Here is a 19,403-nt window from a genome sequence, read left to right as displayed (position 1 = left end):
GGAACACACCGATAAGGCCGACACCCGAAAACCAAGCAACGAGCGGGGAAGAAACCTGTGGCACAGGAAGTGCTGACTGACCTGAACAAGGTCCGCAACATCGGCATCATGGCGCACATCGATGCCGGCAAGACCACCACCACCGAGCGCATCCTGTTCTACACCGGTGTCAATTACAAGATCGGTGAGACGCACGACGGTGCGTCGACGACGGACTGGATGGAGCAGGAGAAGGAACGCGGCATCACGATCACGTCTGCCGCCGTGACTTGCTTCTGGAACAACAACCAGATCAACATCATCGACACCCCCGGCCACGTCGACTTCACGGTCGAGGTGGAGCGGTCGCTGCGCGTGCTCGACGGCGCAGTTGCTGTCTTCGACGGTAAAGAGGGTGTCGAGCCGCAGTCCGAGCAGGTTTGGCGTCAGGCTGCCAAGTACGACGTTCCGCGCATCTGCTTCGTCAACAAGATGGACAAGATGGGCGCGGACTTCTACTTCACAGTCCAGACCATCATCGACCGCTTGGGCGCGAAGCCGCTCGTTCTCCAGCTGCCCATCGGCGCCGAGGACGACTTCGACGGCGTCGTCGACCTGGTCGAAATGAAGGCCATCACCTGGCGCGGCGTGGTCCCGACGGGAACCGCTCCGACCATCGAGGAGATCCCCGCGGATCTCGTCGAGAAGGCTGCCGAGTACCGCGAGAAGCTGCTCGAGACGGTTGCAGAGTCCGACGAAGCTCTCATGGAGAAGTACTTCGGCGGCGAAGAGCTCACCATCGAGGAGATCAAGGGCGCCATCCGCAAGATGACGGTCGCCTCCGAGCTGTACCCGGTTCTCTGTGGCTCCGCGTTCAAGAACAAGGGCGTTCAGCCCATGCTCGACGCTGTCATCGACTACCTTCCGAACCCGCTGGACATCGGCGAGGTCATCGGCCACAAGCTCGGTGACGAAGAAGTAGAGATCACTCGCAAGCCGAGCAAGGACGAGCCGTTCTCGGCTCTCGCCTTCAAGATCGCTGCTCACCCGTTCTTCGGCAAGCTGACCTTCGTCCGCGTGTACTCGGGTCGTATCGATCCGGGTGCTCAGGTGCTCAACGCAACCAAGGGCAAGAAGGAGCGCATCGGAAAGCTCTTCCAGATGCACGCCAACAAGGAGAACCCGGTAGACGAGGCCGTAGCCGGCCACATCTACGCAATGATCGGCCTCAAGGACACCACCACCGGTGACACCTTGTGCGATCAGGCGAGCCCCATCGTCCTCGAGTCGATGTCGTTCCCCGCGCCGGTCATCCAGGTCTCCATCGAGCCCAAGACCAAGTCCGACCAGGAAAAGCTGGGCGTCGCGATCCAGAAGCTCGCCGAAGAGGACCCGACCTTCTCGGTCGAGCTCGACGAAGAGACCGGTCAGACCGTCATCGGCGGTATGGGCGAGCTCCACCTCGACATCCTCGTCGACCGCATGCGTCGCGAGTTCAAGGTCGAGGCGAACGTCGGTAAGCCGCAGGTTGCGTACCGCGAGACCATCACCAAGAAGGTCGAGAAGCACGACTACACCCACAAGAAGCAGACGGGTGGCTCGGGCCAGTTCGCAAAGGTCATCATCGCTCTGGAGCCTTTCGTGGGCGAAGACGGTGCTACCTACGAGTTCGAGAACAAGGTCTCCGGCGGACGTATCCCGCGCGAGTACATCCCCTCCGTGGATGCCGGTGCGCAGGACGCGATGCAGTACGGTGTTCTCGCCGGCTACCCGCTCGTGAACCTGAAGCTGTCGCTGCTCGATGGTGCTTACCACGACGTCGACTCCTCGGAAATGGCGTTCAAGGTTGCCGGTTCGCAGGCACTGAAGGAAGCCGCCCGCAAGGCCGGCCCCGTCATTCTCGAGCCGCTCATGGCTGTCGAGGTCACAACGCCCGAGGAGTACATGGGCGACGTGATCGGCGACCTCAACTCCCGCCGTGGCCAGATCCAGGCCATGGAGGAACGCAGTGGTGCCCGTGTCGTGAAGGCGCTGGTTCCGCTCTCGGAGATGTTCGGTTACATCGGTGACCTGCGGTCGAAGACCCAGGGCCGAGCGAACTTCTCCATGGTGTTCGATTCCTACGCAGAGGTTCCCGCGAACGTCTCGAAGGAAATCATCGCCAAGGCGACGGGCGAGTAAGCACAGCGAGCTCCCCAGCCCGCGCCGGCAAGTAACCTCGGTTTCTTCCGGCACGAAGCACGACCTAGTAACAACCAACCGCACTGCTGCATACGGCAAGCAACAACAGTCCAGGAGGACACAAAGTGGCGAAGGCGAAGTTCGAGCGGACGAAGCCGCACGTGAACATCGGCACCATTGGTCACGTCGACCACGGCAAGACCACGACGACGGCGGCCATCACCAAGGTTCTCGCGGATGCATTCCCCGACCTGAACGAGGCTTCGGCCTTCGATCAGATCGACAAGGCTCCCGAGGAAAAGGCTCGTGGCATCACGATCAACATCTCGCATGTTGAGTACCAGACGGAAAAGCGCCACTACGCGCACGTCGATGCACCGGGTCACGCCGACTACATCAAGAACATGATCACCGGCGCAGCTCAGATGGACGGCGCTATCCTCGTCGTCGCAGCTACCGACGGCCCGATGCCCCAGACGCGCGAGCATGTCCTGCTCGCTCGCCAGGTTGGCGTTCCTTACATCCTCGTCGCCCTGAACAAGGCCGACATGGTTGACGACGACGAGATCCTCGAGCTCGTCGAGATGGAGGTCCGCGAACTGCTGGCCGCTCAGGAATTCGACGAGGAAGCCCCCGTCATTCCGATCTCGGCACTCAAGGCACTCGAGGGTGACCCGAAGTGGACGCAGTCCATTCTCGACCTGATGGCTGCTGTCGACGAGTCCATCCCGGACCCGATTCGTGAGACCGAGAAGCCCTTCCTCATGCCCGTCGAGGACGTCTTCACGATCACCGGCCGTGGCACCGTTGTCACCGGTCGTATCGAGCGTGGCGTTGTCAACGTCAACGAAGAGGTCGAGATCGTCGGCATCAAGGAAACCTCGACCAAGACCACGGTCACGGGTATCGAGATGTTCCGCAAGCTGCTCGACTCGGGCCAGGCCGGCGACAACGTCGGACTGCTCGTTCGTGGCATCAAGCGCGAAGATGTCGAGCGTGGACAGGTTGTCGTCAAGCCGGGCACCACGACTCCCCACACGGAGTTCGAGGGCCAGGCATACATCCTGTCGAAGGACGAGGGCGGCCGCCACACCCCGTTCTTCAACAACTACCGCCCGCAGTTCTACTTCCGTACCACGGACGTTACGGGCGTCGTGACGCTGCCTGAGGGCACCGAGATGGTCATGCCCGGTGACAACACCGAGATGTCCGTCAAGCTGATCCAGCCTGTCGCCATGGACGAGGGCCTGCGCTTCGCAATTCGCGAAGGCGGCCGTACGGTCGGCGCCGGCAAGGTTGCCAAGATCATCAAGTGAGACTCTTGTCTCGCTAGCTGATTCACAGCACTGAAAAAGGCGCTCATTCCCTTCGGGGAGTGAGCGCCTTTTCTGTGTCTTCCATCGGGTGGCCTGTGATCGAGTGTTCGGTGATCGGGTGCCTGCGTGGTTCTTACTTACTTGTTGGCTTCCACCCGGTCGAGGTGCAGCAGAACCTGTACTGCGACGGTTGAGCCGTCGAGGCTGCGCCTGGTTGCGCCGGCGATGCGTTCGGCCGAAGCGGTGAATCCGGCGACGTCGATCGACGGATCTGCAGTGACGACAATCGACAGCGTCGGCAGTCCGCGATCGACCGTCGCTTTGCTCTTGGTGCTCCGCACGCCGGTCAGCTGAGCGAGTTCGGCCGCTACGCCGTCTGCGACGGGTCCGAGATCCACGCTGACGTCGGTACCGGATTCGTTGTGCCGCAATGTGACTGCGCTCGTACGGCGCCGGCGAAGGTTCAGGTACAACAGCCCGAAACCGGCGAAGACGCAGAGGACGAAGGTGCCCGACAGTACCCAGTGCCACCACGGCTCCTCCGGAAGGCCGAAGAGGACCTCCCGATCGAGGCGTGACACCCAGGTTCGAATCAGCGACGCGCCCGCGTCCCACGCGATGGCGTATGCGCCCGCCGCGAGGAGTGCGATTCCGACGATGAGGACGATGATCCGATCGACCGCGGAGATCCAACGGTTCACGAGGCGTCCTTTCGTCGTACTACAGTTTCTCGCACGACAACCGAAAGTTGCAGTGGCCGCTGCAGTATCGCGAGGTGGGGCCGAACCGCCGCGTCGACGGCTGCGGCAAGTTCAGCTCGATCGCCACCGGTCGATTCGATGTGGACCTTGACGTGTTTACGGTCGACGCTGGTGTGAGCCGAGTCGACGCCGGGAACGACCGCTGCGTGGCTACTGCACAGACGTGCAATGTCAGTCGGCCGCATCCACACCGTCGATGCGCTCGGGTTCCCGAGTGGGACATGGGTTTTCGCACGGCGTTTGATCGCCGACATTATCAGGACAACACCCGCGACAACGGCAGCGATCGCCACCGGAAGCAGCCACGGTTGCCAGTGCAGACGAGACGTCCACTCCACGGAGTTTCGGATCCAGGGCGCCGATTCGAAAGTTCCACGGTTGATGAACCATTCGCGCGAGACGACGAAGGCGAGTGCGAGTAGACCACACGCGATGACGACGGCCGAAACCGCGGCCGCCGGGTTCGCAGAGGGGACCCGCGGCGGAATCGGATCCGAGAGTGCCTGCTGTGCCGGGCCCTCCGCGATCTCGACGCCGGAAACACAGGAGTCGTCAGAACCCTCGGTTGCCGCGATCATCACGTTCATGTCGTGGAGTGGAAGCCCGGTCAGCGATTCGACGCTGCGTCCGACTTCCGTTCGCACCCGGCCGGTCAACTCGGTGACCGAACACGGCCAGGACACGGCGAGGAAGAGATTGATGGCGACGGCGTCGCTACCCATCGAGATGTCGGCTCGCGGAAGGTCGCGTCCGGTCAGGCGAGTCAAGCCACCGGACTGGCGGACCACCCCCGGGACGTTCACCGCTGCGGCCGTGGCGATCTTGGCCATCGCACGGTCCTTGATGACCAAGGAGCCGCGTAGGCCAGGATCGTCCGCTGCGCTGGGATCGGACGGCTCAGCCACGGCCACGGCTTCGGAGGATCGCGCCGAGGTCGAGATGTCCGTCGCGGTGTGCTCCGATCGCCATACCGGCGGCGCCGAGCAGGACTGCGAAGACGAAACCGCTGAACCCACCCATGATTCCGGCGAGTGCGAGGAGCAGACCGACCAGCAGTCCGACGGTGGTGCTGTTCATGTCAGTTCCCTTCTCGAATGTTCGGTGCAATGTCTGTGACGGTGGCAGGCTCGGTGACTGCGTTTTCGGCATCAACGGGTAGATATCCCGCTGTCGACAGGTCGCCGACGGTCACGTTCACCGGTACGTCGACCAATCTCGCCACCACCGCTCGTACGCGCTCGGCGACGCTGCGAACGTCGGCCGGATAATGAACGGAAATGTGTACAGCACAGGAGTTTTCGTCGACGACGACGCCGGTGATGCGGCGTCCGGGGAGGTAGGTTCCCACTTCGCCGAACTGTCCTCCGTGCAGCTCTGCCACTTCCGGGATGGCAAGAACCGCGTCGGCGACTACCTCGGCCGCGTCGATCTCGCGGCCGGCGTCGGCGGTACTCACTGAACCCTCGGCTTGGCTTCCGGATCGGTACTACCGCCGCTCTCTGCATCCTCGAAGAGCATGACGTCGAAGACGGTGATGTTGACCTCGGTGACCTCGAGACCCGTCATGCTTTCCACTGCGGCAATGACGTTGCGGCGGATACCTACCGCCAGTTCGTGGAGTGCGACGCCGTACTCGGCGACAATGCCGATGTCGATGGCGGCTTGTTTCTCGCCTACCTCCACCGCCACGCCCTGGGCATGGTTGACGCGGGCGCCCGGTATGCGGTCGCGAAGTGCCCCCACCGCACGCGCTGTGCCCCCGCCGACGTCGTACACGCCGTTGATCTCGCGGGTCGCGATACCGGCGATCTTGGCGACCACGGCGTCGGCGATGATCGTCTTACCCTGGGTGCTGACTAGTTCCGCGCCACCGTCGGCGCCGAATCGGACGCTGTTCTTTTCACTGGAATCGCTGGTCATGGGGGCTCCCTGCTCATGTGTCAGTGCGTGCGTCTGAAGTACCTCCAACTGTAGTGACTGGTAGGTGACCATGCGGGATGCACCACACCTACTCCGGCATTTGGTATGGCAGAGTCGGAGGCAAATAGTGACGGCGTTCATAGTGAGCGCTGCAAGTGACGTGGGTCGGACAGGGTGGTACGTGGTGGCACGGATAGTGATCGTGGGTGCGGGTTTGTCGGGACTGCGGACCGTCGAGGAACTGCGACGAGCTGGTTTCGAAGGTGAATTGACGCTCGCGGGTGGGGAAACGCATCTGCCCTACGACAGGCCTCCGTTGTCGAAGGAAGTGATCCGCGGCGACAAGGACGAGACGACCTTGCGTCCGGCCGAGTTCTACGTCGAGAACAAGGTCGATCTCAAGCTCGGTTCGCCGGCAACCTCGGTGGACACGGTCGCCAAGTCGGTGGCGTTCGCCGACGGATCCACCCTGGACTACGACGAGTTGGTCATCGCGACCGGACTGACTCCGCGTCGCATCTCCGGCCTTCCGGAGTTGTCCGGAGTGCACGTTCTGCGCTCCATCGAGGAAGCGTTGGCCCTCCGCGCCGACCTTGCTCCCGGTAAGCGTGCGCTGATCGTCGGGGCCGGCTTCATCGGCTGCGAACTGGCCGCGAGCATGAAGTCTCACGGCGTCGACGTCGTGTTGCTCGAACCACAGCCGACGCCGCTGGCGTCGTTGCTCGGCCCCACCGTCGGCGCCCTCGTCGAACGTCTGCATCGGAACGAGGGCATCGACGTCCGAGTCGGTACGGGCTTGACCTCGCTGTCCGGCGACGGAGCGGTTGCCGCTGCGACCTTGAGCGACGGTTCGGAAATCCCGGTCGACGTGGTCGCGATCGGAGTCGGTTCGGTGCCGGTCACGGGATGGCTCGACGGTTCGGGGATCGAACTCGACAACGGAGTGCTCTGCGACGGCGTCGGCCGCACCAGCACCGAACACGTCTGGGCGGTCGGCGACGTCGCGTCCTGGCAGATCGGAGATCGACGCAAGCGTGTCGAACACTGGACCAATGCTGGGGACCAGGCCAAGATCCTGGCGGGAGCGATCACCGGAACGGGTGATCCGGATGCGCCGGCGCAGGTTCCGTACTTCTGGAGCGATCAGTACGACGTCAAGATCCAGGCATTGGGGACCGTCGCACCCACGGACACCGTTCACATCGTGAAGGACGACGGCCGAAAGTTCGTCGCATACTACGAGCGCGACGGTGTGCTGGCAGCTGTCGTCGGCGGCGGTAGCGCGGGAGCTGTGATGAAGATGCGCGCGAAGATCGCAGCCGGCACGCCCATCTCGGACGTGTTGGAGTCCACACCGGCCTGAACGGATGAGGCAGGACCGGTACCGAGACGATAGATTTGTGCGGTGATCGTTGCACTCATCGACTCGGGACTGGGCCTGCTCCCTACCTCTGCGTGGCTCAGACGCCTGCGCCCGGATCTCGATCTTGTGCTGTCCCTCGATCCGGACGGCGCCCCCTGGGGGCCCAAGCCCGAGCCGTGGGTCGTCGACCGGGTACTCGGTGCGGTGCGGCGGAGCCTCGATCGTGGGGCTCAGGTCATCGTTCTTCCATGCAATACCGCGAGCGTCACCGCTCTCCCACACGTCCGCGAACTGGTCGGACCGGGTGTGCCGGTCATCGGAACGGTGCCCGCGATCAAGCCCGCGGCCGCCGCGTGCGATTCAGTGGCGATCTGGGCTACCGCCGCGACGACTGCCAGCCGGTACCAAGCCGATCTGATCGAACAGTTCGGCAACGGCGCCAAGGTCGTCGGGGTGCCGTGCCACGGCCTGGCCGATTCGATAGACCTCGGTGATCGTGCAGCCGCACTTGCAGCCATCGAATCCGCAGTGGCCCGGACGCCGGACGACGTCAACGGCGTTGTCCTCGGCTGCACGCACTACCCACTGCTCGCGGACGAAATCGCAGCGCAGCTACCCGCCGGTGTCACACTCTTCGACAGTGCCGAAGCCGTTGCACGACAGACCCTGCGGCGGATCGACGGGCTCGGTGACGCGGGTGAAGGATCGGGAACCGTCGAGGTTTTCGTGAGTGGACGTCCGGGCGCGCTACCGCCCAGCGCCGAAGCCTTCGACGCCGGGCGGTTGTTGGGCGCGATCAAAGCCTGATCCAGCCTGCAGCCAGCCATTCATCAATGGGCGGCTACGCCGCTCCGTCAATGTGCGGCTACGCCGCCGTGACCCCCGTGATGCATCCGCGCACTCATCACCGGCATCGCACTCACCGCGACCACAACGGTCAGGACCCCGACCACCCAGGCCGTCCACGACGCACCGCGTAGAGCGTCGAAGCTCATGACCCAGGGTGAAATGAACATCAAGACGCCGAAAACGCCCATCGCGTAATCCGCCATGGCCATGTCCGGACGTGCCATGTGCGCCAGACCCGACAGTGCAACCAGGACACCCAGGACGACGAGTGACCACATTGCCCGATCGGTGGTGTCGAGCCACATCGGCGAGAGAGCCGCAAAGACGCCGAGAACCACCGCGACGGCATCTTGCATTCGATTCCACGACTTCATGACGAGACCTCCAAAGACGAGAGTGTGTCCACCTGTAGTACACGCCCGCGGCAGATCGAGATCAACTCTCCGCCAATTGCATTCGCGTTGCAGTTAGAGGCGATGTGGCGGCTCGAATATCAAGATTTGTGACTATTCGTCCGGATTGCCACGAGCCCGCGCGGAGCGCTGGCCGCGATATGTCCCGAGAGTGCCATGAGGGTGAGAGTGGTGAATGCGATAGCGGCGGTGATCATGGGTGGTCCTTTCACTGACTGTCCTCGAGTGTCGTCTGCCGACCTGTGGCCGAGCAGGGCACACGGTGTGAGGACGCTGAGAGAATCGAAGAGTCCGCACAGACGACCCGTGAGAAGGTTCTGGGGTGACGCAATCGAGTGCCCAGGACGTGATCGAACAGTTGGCCGACCTCGCGGATCCCGCGGATGCCGTCCAGCTACAAAAGTTCTTCAAGACAGCGCCGGGGGAGTACGGCGAGGGTGACGTCTTCATCGGCGTGCGAGTACCGAAGACGCGTTCGGTGGTGAAGAAGCATGTCGGTCTCGAGTTGCCTCAGGTACGCCTCCTTCTCGACAGCGACGTCCACGAGCATCGCTTGGCCGGTCTGTTGATCCTGGTTGCTCGATTCGAAAAGGTCAGTCGCCCAAAATTTTTCGACGACGAGAGTCGCGCCCGCATCGCCGACTTCTATCTCAGCGCTGTCGAGTACGGGCGGGTGAACAATTGGGATCTCGTGGATTCGTCCGCCGGACAGATCCTCGGCGGCTGGCTGTACGACCGAGATCGCCGGCTGATCTTCGAGCTTTCCGATTCGGGTGACCTGTGGCGACGACGGGTGGCGCTGCTGACGACGTACGGATTCATCACTCGCGGCGACGGGTCGACCACGCTCGAGCTTGCCGCGCAGGTGCTGGGTGATCGACGAGACCTGACCCAGAAAGCGATGGGCTGGATGCTCCGCGAGGTGGGCAAGCGGGTGGACCGGGATTTGTTGACCGGTTTCCTCGCGAAGAATGCAGCAGACATGGGACGCACGGCGCTGAGCTACGCGTGCGAACACCTGACCGCAGACGAGCGAGCGCACTTCCGGGCGGCCCGCTAGCGAAGTACCGCTCGGTAGGTTGTGGGACGATTCTCGGTATGCCCGCCACCCGTGTCGAGGCGTCTCGAATTGTGACGATCGGTTCACTGATCGCTGCCGGCGTCGCAGCTCTGTGTTATCTCGTGTACTCCGTTCGAGCCGTCGAACCCGTTGATTTTCTCGTCTACCGCTACGCTGCCCAGGCGTTCGCAGCGGGATCGAACATCTACGAGGGGAATTTGTCCGGCCCGTTGATCGTCGACGAGGGTATGCCGTTCACCTACACCCCATTCGCGGTGATCTTCCTCTGGCCGACTGTCCTCTTCGACTGGTGGACTGCCTATCTGCTGTGGTCGGGATTGTGCATCGCGGCGTTGGTGTGGACGGTTGCGAGGTTCACTCCCGCTCGCGTCCCCAAGCGGCCGCTCGTCATGGCGGCATTGGTCCTGGCCGTGTCGGTGACCCCCATCGTCAGTGCGCACATCTCATTCGGCCAGGTGAACTTGGTGCTGATGGTGCTCGTACTGCTCGACGTGACTCGCCGAGAGGATTCGAGATTCGGCCGGTGGTTTCCGCGAGGACTGCTGATTGGCGTCGCGGCCGCGATCAAGCTGACTCCGGCTCTCTTCATCGTCTACTTCGTCGTCACGAAGCAGTGGCGACTCGCGATCTGGAGTTCGATCGGATTTGCCGCGGCGACCGCCGTCGCAGCAGTGGTGGACCCGGCCGTCAGCTGGACCTTCTGGTCGGACGTCGTCTGGAACCTCACCGACCGGGTGGATTTGAGCGGGCAGGCGATCGCGAGTGCCGGCAACAGTTCGCTGCAGGGCGGACTTGCCGCGCTGGGCCCATGGACAGCGTCTCTGGCGATGCCGTCGACCGTGCTGTGCGCGGGGGTAGCGCTATGGATCGCCCGAGATGTCTATCGCGTCGGGCGAGCGGTCGATGCGGCGTTGGTGATCGGATTGAGCGCGCCGATTCTTTCGCCGATCAGCTGGATTCACCACTGGGTGTATCTCGTGCCTGCTGCCGTCACGGTTCTCTTTCGGCTTCGATCGCCGCTGCAGTTCGGTGCGGCCGCTCTGGGGTTGGCCATCGTCTACTGCGGGCCGAGTATGGGACAGCAGTTCATCGAGACGTCGCCGCTCCTGCTGCCGTTCGGGTTGCTCCTTCGTGAGGGCTTCCTGATCGTGACCCTGGTGCTGATTCTTGCGCTGTGGCGGTTGCCCACAACGGCGCCTGCGTGGGTTTCGCGGCGGGACTCGGAAGATGACTCGGGAGACTCCGAACATGACAAAGCCCCCGATTCCGCAGGGAATCAGGGGCCGTCATGCATCGAAGCAGGGTTCAGAACTCGATCTTCAGGTGATCGGTGATCGGCTTCGCCTGGCAACCGAGGATGTAGCCGTTCGCCACGTCCTCGGCGTCGAGGATCTCGGAGTTGTCCATCTGAACTTCGCCTTCGGTGACGGTGCAGGCACACGACCCGCACTCGCCTTCCTGGCAGGAGTACGGCACGTCGAGGCCCTTGGCGAGCATGATGTCGACGAGCGTCTGCTTGCGCGGCCAGACGAGGGTGTGGGTTTCACCGTCCAGTTCGACCTCGACGGTTGCGGCGTCGGCTGCTTCCTCGTCGGAGACCTCGGCTACCTCGACGTCACGGAACGGGTCACCCGCGAGTGAATTGAAGACCTCGGCGTGAACCTGCGTGCGGGGCATGCCGGCCTCTGCCAGTGCCTTGTGGACGGCGTCCATGAAGGGGCCCGGACCGCACATGAAGGCCTCGTACGCGACAAATGGCTTGGACAGTGTCGCCAACTGTGAGACGGCGGGGAGTCCCTGCACGGTTTCGATCCAGTGGACAACGGTGAGGCGGCCGGGGTGTTGCGCTGCCAATTCGCGAAGTTCGGCGCCGAAGATGACGGACTTCTCGTCGCGATTCGCGTAGATGAGCACGACGTTGCCGCTGCCCTGCGTGAGGGCGGACTTGAGGATCGAGATCACCGGAGTGATTCCGCTGCCTGCACCGAAGAGCAGGAAGTCGTGATCGAGCGACTTGGGCGTGAAGACACCTGACGGCGGCAGCACTTCGATGGTGTCGCCGACCTGGAGCTTGTCGCACAACCAGTTGGAGCCGTAGCCGTCGACGGTTCGCTTGACGGTCACCTTGGGGGCGTCGTCGGTGAAGGGTGAACTGGCCAGCGAGTAGCAGCGTGCGACCGAGCCGGTCTGATCACTCGGGATGCGCAGGGTCAGGAATTGACCTGGCTTGTAGTCGAACTTGTCCTTCAGTTCTGCGGGAATCTCGAACACCAGCGACCGGGCGTCGGAAGTCTCTTCGATGACTCCGGACACGGTGAGTACCGCCGATCGCGAGCTGTGCGGTACCTCGACTGTCGTCATCGCGAAGCTAGTCCTCTCGTGAAGCTGGGTAAAGCGCAGGTCAGTGAAGTGCAACATCTAGAACGTGTTCTAGTTCAATGTTAGCAGTGATGAAAAGCTACTGGGGATCGTAGTCGCCGAGCAACACGTTCCCGATCAGCGGGAACCACGGCGGTCTGATCCAGCCGTCCTGGCAGTCCGGGGTGGCGTCGACCTGCCCGAACGGGCGGTTCGTGAGCGGCGTCCGGGCGGTTGAGCTGCCGAAGTCTGTGCACGGGCTGTTTGTCGGTACACAGTGGGAACCAGGTGAGACGCCGGTCACAAAGATTCGGCTCGAATCCCTCCCGCAGTCACATTCGTGCACATCCCTGAGGAGATACCGATGGCTATCGAGCTCAACCAGATCTGGGACTTTCCCATCAAGGAGTTCCACCCCTTCCCTCGCGCCCTGATGGGTGTGGGCGCTCACGACATCATCGGGGTGGAGGCCAAGAACCTCGGCTTCAAGCGCACCCTTCTGATGACGACCGGTCTGCGCGGTTCGGGCATCATCGAGGAACTCGTCGGCAAGATCGAGTACCAGGGTGTCGAGGTCGTGCTCTACGACAAGGTCGAGTCGAATCCCAAGGACTACAACGTCATGGAGGCCGCGGCTCTCTACCAGAAGGAGAAGTGCGACTCGATCATCTCGATCGGCGGTGGTTCGAGCCACGACGCCGCCAAGGGCGCTCGCGTCGTGATCGCACACGACGGTCGCAACATCAACGAGTTCGAGGGCTTCGCCAAGTCCACCAACAAGGAGAACCCGCCCCATATCGCCGTATCCACCACGGCCGGAACGGGTTCCGAGACGTCGTGGGCGTACGTCATCACCGACACGTCGGACATGAACAACCCGCACAAGTGGGTGGGCTTCGACGAGGCGACCATCGTCACCCTGGCGATTGACGATCCGCTGCTCTACTACACCTGCCCTCAGCATTTCACCGCGTACTGCGGCTTCGACGTACTCGCGCACGGCAGTGAGCCTTTCGTGTCTCGTCTCGATTTCGCGCCTTCGCTCGGTAACGCGATCTACTCGGTCGAGTTGGTCGCGAAGAACCTGCGCGAGGCCGTCTTCGAGCCTCGCAACCTCAAGGCCCGCGAGGGAATGATGAACGCGCAGTACATTGCCGGGCAGGCCTTCAACTCCGGTGGCCTCGGCATCGTTCACTCGATCTCGCACGCGGTCAGTGCCTTCTTCGACAGCCACCACGGTCTGAACAACGCCATCGCGTTGCCGCGTGTGTGGGAGTACAACCTGCCTTCGCGCTACGAGCGCTACGCCCAGTTGGCCGGCGCACTCGGTGTCGACACTCGCAACCTCACCACGGTTCAGGCCGCAGATGCTGCCGTCGAGGCTGCCATCCGTCTGGCCAAGGACGTCGGTATCCCCGACAACTTCGGTCAAGTTCGCACCGACTCGTACGCGAAGAACCAGATGAACACCAAGAAGTACGAGGGCCGTGGTGATGTCATCAAGGGTGACGAGAAGACTGTGCGCGCCATCTCCGAGCACATTCAGGACGACTGGTGCACCCCGGGCAATCCCCGTGAGGTGACCGTGGAGTCGATGATCCCGGTTGTCGATCACGCGATCAACAAGTCGTACTTCTAGCAGGGCCTTCGGCCCCGTGTGCCTTTTTGGTAGCCCGCACTACCAAAAAGGCGCACAGGGGCTTGCCCCCCATGAAAGGTATTCCATGTCCGGTCGCAGTTTCTCCAGCGGAATCGAAGTGAAAGATGCTCTGCGAGAGCAGGACTACATTGCCGATGACGAGTTCGCGGTAGTCGTTCATCTGGCGACGGCGCTGGGGCGTCCGCTCCTGCTCGAAGGTCCGGCCGGTGTCGGCAAGACGGAACTGGCGAAGTCTCTGGCTGCGATCGGGGGCCGCAAACTGGTGCGATTGCAGTGCTACGAAGGGCTGGACGACAATCGCGCCCTGTACGAATGGGACTACGCGAAGCAACTCCTGCACGTGCAGATGCTCCGCGACCGGATCAGCGATCAGGTTTCCGAATTCGACAGCGTCGCCGAAGCGTCCAAGTTTCTGGCCGATCAGGATTTCGGTTTGTACTCCGAGAACTTCCTGTCCGTACGACCGCTGCTCGAAGCAATCCTCTCACCCGATCCGGTAGTGCTTCTGGTCGACGAGGTAGACCGCACCGAGGAATCGATGGAAGCACTGCTCCTCGAAATTCTCGCCGAACAGCAGATCACCATTCCCGAGGTCGGTACGTTCGTTGCCCGCTCGCAGCCCTGGGTCATCCTGACGTCCAACGACACCCGCGAGCTCTCACCCGCACTCAAGCGTCGTTGTCTGCATTACCATCTCGGCTATCCGACGTCGGAGCGTGAACGCGAGATCGTCACGGCCCGAGCGCCGGAGGTGGATTCGGCTACGGCCACCGAGGTCGTCGAATTGGCTCGCATCTTGCGTGACCTCCCGCTGCGCAAGAGTCCGTCCATCTCGGAGGTCATCGACGCGGCCAGAGCGGCAACAGTGCTCGCGGCCGGCGGATTCGACACCGCTTCCGACGCCAAGGTGCGCGACATCCTGCTCACGGCGTTGCTCAAGTACTCGTCCGATGTGACGCTGGCCAAGGAACGATTCGACGGAAAGCGTCTCGAATCACCGTCGCGTGACGGCGGCGAGCCGATCGAGCGGTCCACGGTGGCAAGCAAACCCGCCAACACGACGACGGCCGTGTTCCGGGGCACGGGTGGACGTGACCCTCATCAACAGGGAATCCGCGGCGGCAGCGGAATCCGTTCGACGCGATGACGACGCTCGGTGGCCTTGCCGTGTGGCAACCGTCGTTTGTTCTCGACGTGGTGTCCGCGAGTTTCGGCCGATTGCTGAGGGCGGCCGGAGTTTCCGCGTCACCGGCCGAGGTCATCGAGGTTCGGCGTGTTCTCGCGATGGTCGGCGCTTCGGATCGTGAGACGTTGCGAGCATGTCTTCGGGCAGTGTGCGCCAAGTACTCTCACGAGCAGGCCGGTTTCGATCGGGCATTCGACGCGCTGTTCCGGCCGGCCGCAGGCAAAGCGCACGGCGAGCGGATGGGGTCGCGCGCCGAGGTGGCGGACGGTCTGCCCACCGCGCTGGGGATCGACGAGGATCAAGAAGTTGGTCGGTACGCCGAGTACAACGAGCGTGCAGCCGAGGTCGGCGACTACTTCGACACTCCGGAAGCGGAGAAGGGCTTCAACCCGCACAAGGACGACGACGATGTGTCGATGACGTCGAGCGATGCCGAACTGTCGGTCGATACCGGTTCGGAGACCGGTCGACGCGGAGTCAGTTACACGGTCGACGTGGACCGTGCAGCATCGGCGGTGGTCGGTGACCTGAGCACCAGTGTTGCTGCAGCAGTGGTCGGCTCGCTGTCCTGGGACGATCCGACGTCGATCCTCGCCTGGTTGGATGCCTACGACCCGAGCAAAGCGTATGCAGATGTCTCCGACGACGGGCCGTTGACGCAAGCACAATTGAACCGGCTCGTCGAGGCGGTCGAAGCGTTCGTGCAAGCACTCTCGGCAGCTGCACTCGCCGAAACCGCTCCCGATGCGCCCGACAGTGAATCTGCCGCGGGCGCAACGCACAACGACATCGAACTCGCGTGCCACGAAGTGCTTCGGCGGATGAGAGGACCGTCCAGACCTCGGCCCCGTGAGCGCTCTCGTGGGCATCTCGACATGCGGCGCACGGTGCGTTCGAGCCTGCGCACCGACGGGATACCCTTCCATCTCGTCGTGAAAGCTCCTCGCCCCGATCGTGTTCGACTACTTCTCATCGCCGACGTGTCGCTGTCCGTGCGCCCCATCACCGCGTTCACTCTGCGCTTGGCTCAGGCAATGCATCGCCGAGCAGATCGTTGTGAAGTCCTCGCCTTCGTCGATCGTCCGGTCGACGTGACCGACACCCTTCTCGCCAGTAGTGGTGACGGCGCACTGGCCGCGGTACTCGCGCACCCGGGTCTGGATCTGGAAGCCAGCAGCGATTACGGGCGGGTGCTCACAGAATTGTTGGACGAGCACGGAAACACCTTGAACTCACGGACGTCTGTCATCATCGTGGGCGACGGTCGGTGCAACGGGTTGCCCCCGCAGGCGGACAAGCTCGAGGAACTCCGCCGAAAGGTCCACCGCCTGGCATGGATCACGCCTGAACCACAACGTTACTGGAACCAGGCGTCGTGCGCGATGCCGGAGTATTCGGAGATCTGCGACGAGGTTGTTGTTGCCCGAGATGCCGCGCAACTGATGGCAAAGGCCGCCGAGTTGGGGCACGCACTTCGCTGATGTCAGTGCACTTCACCGATGTCACTGCGCGATCTGTCGTGAACTAGTTTGATCTCATGTCCGAAATCAGGGGATCGATCTGGCGACCGATCGCGGCGCTGACAGTGCTCGGCGCCGTGTGTGGGGTTGTGGCGCTCGGCGTGTTTCAGTGGTGGTGGAAGTCGTTGGCGTCACCGCACATTCTCACCGGAGGATCCTATCGGGAGCCGTTTTCCGAACCGACATACACCGGACCCATATTCATGGACCTCTTTCCGGCAGAACCTGCCCCGTGGCTGTACTCGGGACTGGTCCTCGGACCGACGGCGGTCGGCTTGCTCGCCGGGATCGTGTTCGTGGTGTTCGTCCGGTGTAATCGTGCGCAGAACCGCACGATTGCACCGGACGAATCATCAGAGCGCTAGCAACGCGCGCGAGCGCAGGCGAGGGTCTGCCAACGGACGTAGCGCCAAGCGCAGCAGGACCAAGACGTTGTCGTCGCCGGCAATCCTGTTGACTTTCAACGTATTGCACTCGACACACTGGTGAACGAGCATCCATTCACCGTCTTGACGGACCGACAGGCACAGCGCCGCCATGGCACCTCGGCACTGTTGTGCTCGGTCGCCCGGAACGCGACCGTCCACGTGGCGGCTGGCCAGACAGTTCGGGCAGTGGTTCCGATGAGCGGTACCCGGCGCCGCAGTGGAGATGTCCAAACGGCATGTGAGACAACGGAAGCTCGATCCTTGTTCTCCGCCGATTCCGTGCAGTACGTGCTTGGCCCGTTGCGGTGCCCGCCGCGCGCGGGTGCTGGGATTCCTACGTGGCATCTGATTCCCCTTCACAAGTCGCCGAAGGCTTCGAGCGGGAAGGGCGGTTGCGCGAGCGGCCGCACTGCCATTCTCATCAACAACAACTGGTTGTCGTCACGGCTGACGGGGTTGGAGGTGAGCTCGAGGCACTGTGCGCAGCGGTGGATGATCATCCAATCGCCACTGCGCAGTACTGCGATCGAAATGGGAGCCATCCGCATTCCGCAGTCCGACGGTCCACCTTCCACCTGGTCGAACAGGTGTCGGGAATGCAGGCAACTGGGGCAGTGGTTTCGGCGATCACCATCGGGGCCGTACGTCATGACTGTGAGTCCGCACTGAATGCACGAGAAGGTGTCGGTTTTCGAGATGGAATTGTGTGATTGAGGCACTGGAGAACTCCTAGCTGAGTGAACAAAGCAGTAGGAGCAGGCCGAGGGGGCCTCGCGGCTGTCAGTCCGACGTTTCGAGGATCAGCACGTGACCCTCGAGGTTGCCGGCAGTGCAGGGGCGGGAGGCGCGCTCGGCGCGGGCTGGGTCATAAACACCTTCTGAATCGGTTCTACGGGCCACTCTGGCCGCAACCGAAAGTACAGCGGGACCTTCTCGCCGCGCCATTCATTTTCCCGAGACGCCTTACCTGCCCGAACGGGTAGGTAAGCGCCTCTCCTTCGGTGGGTGTGCCCCGACTGCTGTCCGCGTAGGCTCGGGGCCAGCGATTGTAAGGTGGATCACACCAGTGTGTGCACGTGGGAGTTGATGCGCTGAGAGCGACGGATGCGAAATCCCGACCGGAGATCTCAGAGCAGCGAGAGGAGAGTGGGGTCGTGTCCGTGGCATACCCGGATGCTGTGAACCACGGTGTTCATCGCCGCGGCACTGCTGCTCGACTGGTCAAATTTCACGCCCCCGAGATCGTCTTCGGTATCGGTTCCCTGGTCGAGGCAGCACACGCGACTCTGAGGTTCGGCGGGTTCCGACCATTCCTGGTCACCGATCCCGGTCTGATCGACGCGGGATGGGTCAGCGAACTCGAAGACCATCTCACGGAGCAGGGATTGACGGCGACGGTGTGGTCAGGGCTGACGCCCAATCCCAAGGACTTCGAGATCGCGGCCGGTTTCGAGGTGTACCAGGAAGGCGAGTGTGACGTCATCATCGCGCTCGGCGGCGGTTCGGTCATCGACGCGGCTAAAAGTGTAGCCGTCCTCGCTGCCAACGGTGGCAACATACTCGACTACGAGGGGGTAGATCAGGCGACCAAACCGATCCCGCCGTTGGTGATGGTTCCCACCACGTCCGGCACGGGCGCGGACGTGTCGCAGTTCTGCATCGTCACGGACACGACCCGCGGCACCAAGATCACCATCATCGGCCGGGCGCTGGTTCCAGATGTGACGGTCATCGATCCGCGGTTGCTCACGACGATGCCCGAGTGGCTCAATGCAGCAACAGGATTGGACGCACTGACGCACGGAATCGAAGCCTTCGTCTCACTGGCGCACAATCCGTTGACCGATCATCACGCGCTCCGCGCTGTCGGCCTCGTGACCGAGAATCTGGTGCACACGATCCAGGACCCGATGGAGATGGAAGCTCGATCGGTGATGGCGCAGGCGAGCCTCGAGGCCGGGTTGGCGTTCACCAACGCGATACTCGGAGCCGCGCACGCCATGAGCCATCAGGTGGGCGGCATGCTCGACCTTCCGCACGGCGTCATCAACGGAATTCTCTTGCCCCACGTCATCCGGTTCAATTCCACCACGGACGCCGCCCCCTTTGTCGCCATCGCTGCGGCACTGAGTCTTCCCGAGCAGCGCGGCACCCCGGAGGAAGCAGCGCTGGCGGTGGCCGACCGTGTCGAACGTCTCGCCCGGGAGGTCGGTGTGCCGAAGGGGCTGGGGGAGTTGGGTGTTCGCGAGGAAGACCTGAGTAGGCTCGCCAGCTTCGCGTTGCTCGACGCCTGCATGTCCACCAATCCCAGGGAAGCGACGCAGGAACAGATGGTGGCGTTGTTCCGAGGTGCCTTGTGAAGATGGACGCTGTGAAGATGGACGCTGT

Annotated in this window: 20 protein-coding genes; 11 read left to right on the top strand and 9 right to left on the bottom strand. The window is 62.8% G+C overall.

The annotated features are described in order from the left end of the window. The first annotated feature begins 57 nt into the window (after positions 1 to 57). Positions 58 to 2,160: an elongation factor G gene (gene fusA, locus ATN37_RS30480; protein ID WP_007728394.1), complete on the top strand. Its 2,103-nt coding sequence runs from the start codon at positions 58 to 60 to the stop codon at positions 2,158 to 2,160. Between the two features lie 125 nt (positions 2,161 to 2,285). After that, positions 2,286 to 3,476, top strand: coding sequence for an elongation factor Tu (gene tuf, locus ATN37_RS30475; RefSeq protein WP_003941926.1), 1,191 nt, complete (start codon positions 2,286 to 2,288; stop codon positions 3,474 to 3,476). A 137-nt stretch (positions 3,477 to 3,613) separates the two neighbouring features. Here the strand turns inward: tuf and ATN37_RS30470 are convergent, their stop codons facing one another. From ATN37_RS30470 to ATN37_RS30450, 5 genes are read right to left on the bottom strand one after another with little or no spacing between them, the layout of a single operon-like run. Continuing rightward, positions 3,614 to 4,177, bottom strand: a complete 564-nt coding sequence (locus ATN37_RS30470) for a hypothetical protein (RefSeq protein WP_003942084.1) — start codon at positions 4,175 to 4,177, stop codon at positions 3,614 to 3,616. Then, positions 4,174 to 5,148, bottom strand: coding sequence for a DUF6286 domain-containing Asp23/Gls24 family envelope stress response protein (locus ATN37_RS30465; RefSeq protein ID WP_218696050.1), 975 nt, complete (start codon positions 5,146 to 5,148; stop codon positions 4,174 to 4,176). The genes ATN37_RS30470 and ATN37_RS30465 overlap by 4 nt, the downstream gene beginning before the upstream one ends. After that, complete coding sequence (locus ATN37_RS30460) at positions 5,135 to 5,314, bottom strand: hypothetical protein (RefSeq protein WP_003942043.1); 180 nt, start codon at positions 5,312 to 5,314, stop codon at positions 5,135 to 5,137. The genes ATN37_RS30465 and ATN37_RS30460 overlap by 14 nt, the downstream gene beginning before the upstream one ends. A 1-nt stretch (position 5,315) precedes the next feature. Beyond that, positions 5,316 to 5,693, bottom strand: a complete 378-nt coding sequence (locus tag ATN37_RS30455; protein ID WP_218696049.1) for a hypothetical protein — start codon at positions 5,691 to 5,693, stop codon at positions 5,316 to 5,318. Continuing rightward, positions 5,690 to 6,157, bottom strand: a complete 468-nt coding sequence (locus ATN37_RS30450; protein WP_003941912.1) for an Asp23/Gls24 family envelope stress response protein — start codon at positions 6,155 to 6,157, stop codon at positions 5,690 to 5,692. The genes ATN37_RS30455 and ATN37_RS30450 overlap by 4 nt, the downstream gene beginning before the upstream one ends. A 184-nt stretch (positions 6,158 to 6,341) precedes the next feature. Between ATN37_RS30450 and ATN37_RS30445 the strand changes: the two genes are divergently transcribed. Together ATN37_RS30445 and ATN37_RS30440 are read left to right on the top strand one after the other, a co-directional pair. After that, positions 6,342 to 7,520: an FAD/NAD(P)-binding oxidoreductase gene (locus ATN37_RS30445; protein ID WP_308125245.1), complete on the top strand. Its 1,179-nt coding sequence runs from the start codon at positions 6,342 to 6,344 to the stop codon at positions 7,518 to 7,520. A gap of 42 nt (positions 7,521 to 7,562) precedes the next feature. Further along, complete coding sequence (locus ATN37_RS30440; protein ID WP_218696048.1) at positions 7,563 to 8,327, top strand: glutamate racemase; 765 nt, start codon at positions 7,563 to 7,565, stop codon at positions 8,325 to 8,327. Between the two features lie 47 nt (positions 8,328 to 8,374). On the opposite strand, the gene ATN37_RS30435 is transcribed toward ATN37_RS30440, so the two are convergent. After that, positions 8,375 to 8,743, bottom strand: a complete 369-nt coding sequence (locus ATN37_RS30435; protein WP_003941901.1) for an SPW repeat protein — start codon at positions 8,741 to 8,743, stop codon at positions 8,375 to 8,377. 361 nt (positions 8,744 to 9,104) lie between these two features. Here ATN37_RS30435 and ATN37_RS30430 point away from each other — a divergent pair, with 361 nt between their 5' ends. Both ATN37_RS30430 and ATN37_RS30425 read left to right on the top strand, forming a co-directional pair. Then, on the top strand, positions 9,105 to 9,842 hold the full coding sequence (locus tag ATN37_RS30430) for a DNA alkylation repair protein (RefSeq protein ID WP_054827752.1): 738 nt from the start codon (positions 9,105 to 9,107) through the stop codon (positions 9,840 to 9,842). 38 nt (positions 9,843 to 9,880) lie between these two features. After that, positions 9,881 to 11,197, top strand: a complete 1,317-nt coding sequence (locus ATN37_RS30425) for a glycosyltransferase 87 family protein (RefSeq protein WP_218696047.1) — start codon at positions 9,881 to 9,883, stop codon at positions 11,195 to 11,197. Here the strand turns inward: ATN37_RS30425 and ATN37_RS30420 are convergent. After that, positions 11,169 to 12,224: a ferredoxin--NADP reductase gene (locus ATN37_RS30420; protein WP_054827751.1), complete on the bottom strand. Its 1,056-nt coding sequence runs from the start codon at positions 12,222 to 12,224 to the stop codon at positions 11,169 to 11,171. The two genes, ATN37_RS30425 and ATN37_RS30420, sit on opposite strands and share 29 nt — an antisense overlap. A gap of 361 nt (positions 12,225 to 12,585) precedes the next feature. On the opposite strand from ATN37_RS30420, the gene mdo reads away from it, so the two are divergent. From mdo to ATN37_RS30400, 4 genes are all read left to right on the top strand, one after another. Next, complete coding sequence (gene mdo, locus ATN37_RS30415; protein ID WP_003942095.1) at positions 12,586 to 13,860, top strand: NDMA-dependent methanol dehydrogenase; 1,275 nt, start codon at positions 12,586 to 12,588, stop codon at positions 13,858 to 13,860. 85 nt (positions 13,861 to 13,945) lie between these two features. Then, positions 13,946 to 15,028 carry a MoxR family ATPase gene (locus ATN37_RS30410; protein ID WP_063314739.1) on the top strand — a complete coding sequence of 361 codons (1,083 nt, stop codon included), beginning with the start codon at positions 13,946 to 13,948 and terminating at the stop codon, positions 15,026 to 15,028. Next, positions 15,025 to 16,548, top strand: a complete 1,524-nt coding sequence (locus ATN37_RS30405; protein WP_042921003.1) for a VWA domain-containing protein — start codon at positions 15,025 to 15,027, stop codon at positions 16,546 to 16,548. Before ATN37_RS30410 ends, ATN37_RS30405 begins: the two co-directional genes overlap by 4 nt. 56 nt (positions 16,549 to 16,604) lie before the next feature. Further along, entirely contained in the window at positions 16,605 to 16,952 is a 348-nt protein-coding gene (locus tag ATN37_RS30400; protein ID WP_054827750.1) for a hypothetical protein, read from the top strand. Here the strand turns inward: ATN37_RS30400 and ATN37_RS30395 are convergent. Then, complete coding sequence (locus tag ATN37_RS30395; RefSeq protein WP_054187804.1) at positions 16,941 to 17,360, bottom strand: RNHCP domain-containing protein; 420 nt, start codon at positions 17,358 to 17,360, stop codon at positions 16,941 to 16,943. The genes ATN37_RS30400 and ATN37_RS30395 overlap by 12 nt on opposite strands. Positions 17,361 to 17,371: 11 nt before the next feature. Continuing rightward, complete coding sequence (locus tag ATN37_RS30390) at positions 17,372 to 17,734, bottom strand: RNHCP domain-containing protein (protein ID WP_003941922.1); 363 nt, start codon at positions 17,732 to 17,734, stop codon at positions 17,372 to 17,374. A gap of 435 nt (positions 17,735 to 18,169) precedes the next feature. Here ATN37_RS30390 and ATN37_RS30385 point away from each other — a divergent pair, with 435 nt between their 5' ends. Next, a complete protein-coding gene (locus ATN37_RS30385; RefSeq protein ID WP_218696046.1) occupies positions 18,170 to 19,375 on the top strand; it encodes an iron-containing alcohol dehydrogenase in 1,206 nt (401 codons plus the stop codon). The last annotated feature ends 28 nt before the right edge of the window (positions 19,376 to 19,403 follow it).

Source organism: Rhodococcus sp. MH15 (genome assembly GCF_019266045.1).
Lineage (GTDB): Bacteria > Actinomycetota > Actinomycetes > Mycobacteriales > Mycobacteriaceae > Rhodococcus_F > Rhodococcus_F qingshengii.
The sequence above is the reverse complement of the archived record's forward strand: the minus strand, read 5'-3'. Positions and strand labels throughout refer to the sequence as shown.

What these genes read in the sequence shown, in the direction of transcription:
- ATN37_RS30420 (WP_054827751.1), bottom strand. Translation starts at nt 12,224, where the DNA reads ATGACGACAGTCGAGGTACCGCACAGCTCGCGATCGGCGGTACTCACC.
- ATN37_RS30460 (WP_003942043.1), bottom strand. Translation starts at nt 5,314, where the DNA reads ATGAACAGCACCACCGTCGGACTGCTGGTCGGTCTGCTCCTCGCACTC.
- ATN37_RS30395 (WP_054187804.1), bottom strand. Translation starts at nt 17,360, where the DNA reads ATGCCACGTAGGAATCCCAGCACCCGCGCGCGGCGGGCACCGCAACGG.
- ATN37_RS30450 (WP_003941912.1), bottom strand. Translation starts at nt 6,157, where the DNA reads ATGACCAGCGATTCCAGTGAAAAGAACAGCGTCCGATTCGGCGCCGAC.
- ATN37_RS30405 (WP_042921003.1), top strand. Translation starts at nt 15,025, where the DNA reads ATGACGACGCTCGGTGGCCTTGCCGTGTGGCAACCGTCGTTTGTTCTC.
- ATN37_RS30400 (WP_054827750.1), top strand. Translation starts at nt 16,605, where the DNA reads ATGTCCGAAATCAGGGGATCGATCTGGCGACCGATCGCGGCGCTGACA.
- ATN37_RS30435 (WP_003941901.1), bottom strand. Translation starts at nt 8,743, where the DNA reads ATGAAGTCGTGGAATCGAATGCAAGATGCCGTCGCGGTGGTTCTCGGC.
- mdo (WP_003942095.1), top strand. Translation starts at nt 12,586, where the DNA reads ATGGCTATCGAGCTCAACCAGATCTGGGACTTTCCCATCAAGGAGTTC.
- ATN37_RS30410 (WP_063314739.1), top strand. Translation starts at nt 13,946, where the DNA reads ATGTCCGGTCGCAGTTTCTCCAGCGGAATCGAAGTGAAAGATGCTCTG.
- ATN37_RS30425 (WP_218696047.1), top strand. Translation starts at nt 9,881, where the DNA reads ATGCCCGCCACCCGTGTCGAGGCGTCTCGAATTGTGACGATCGGTTCA.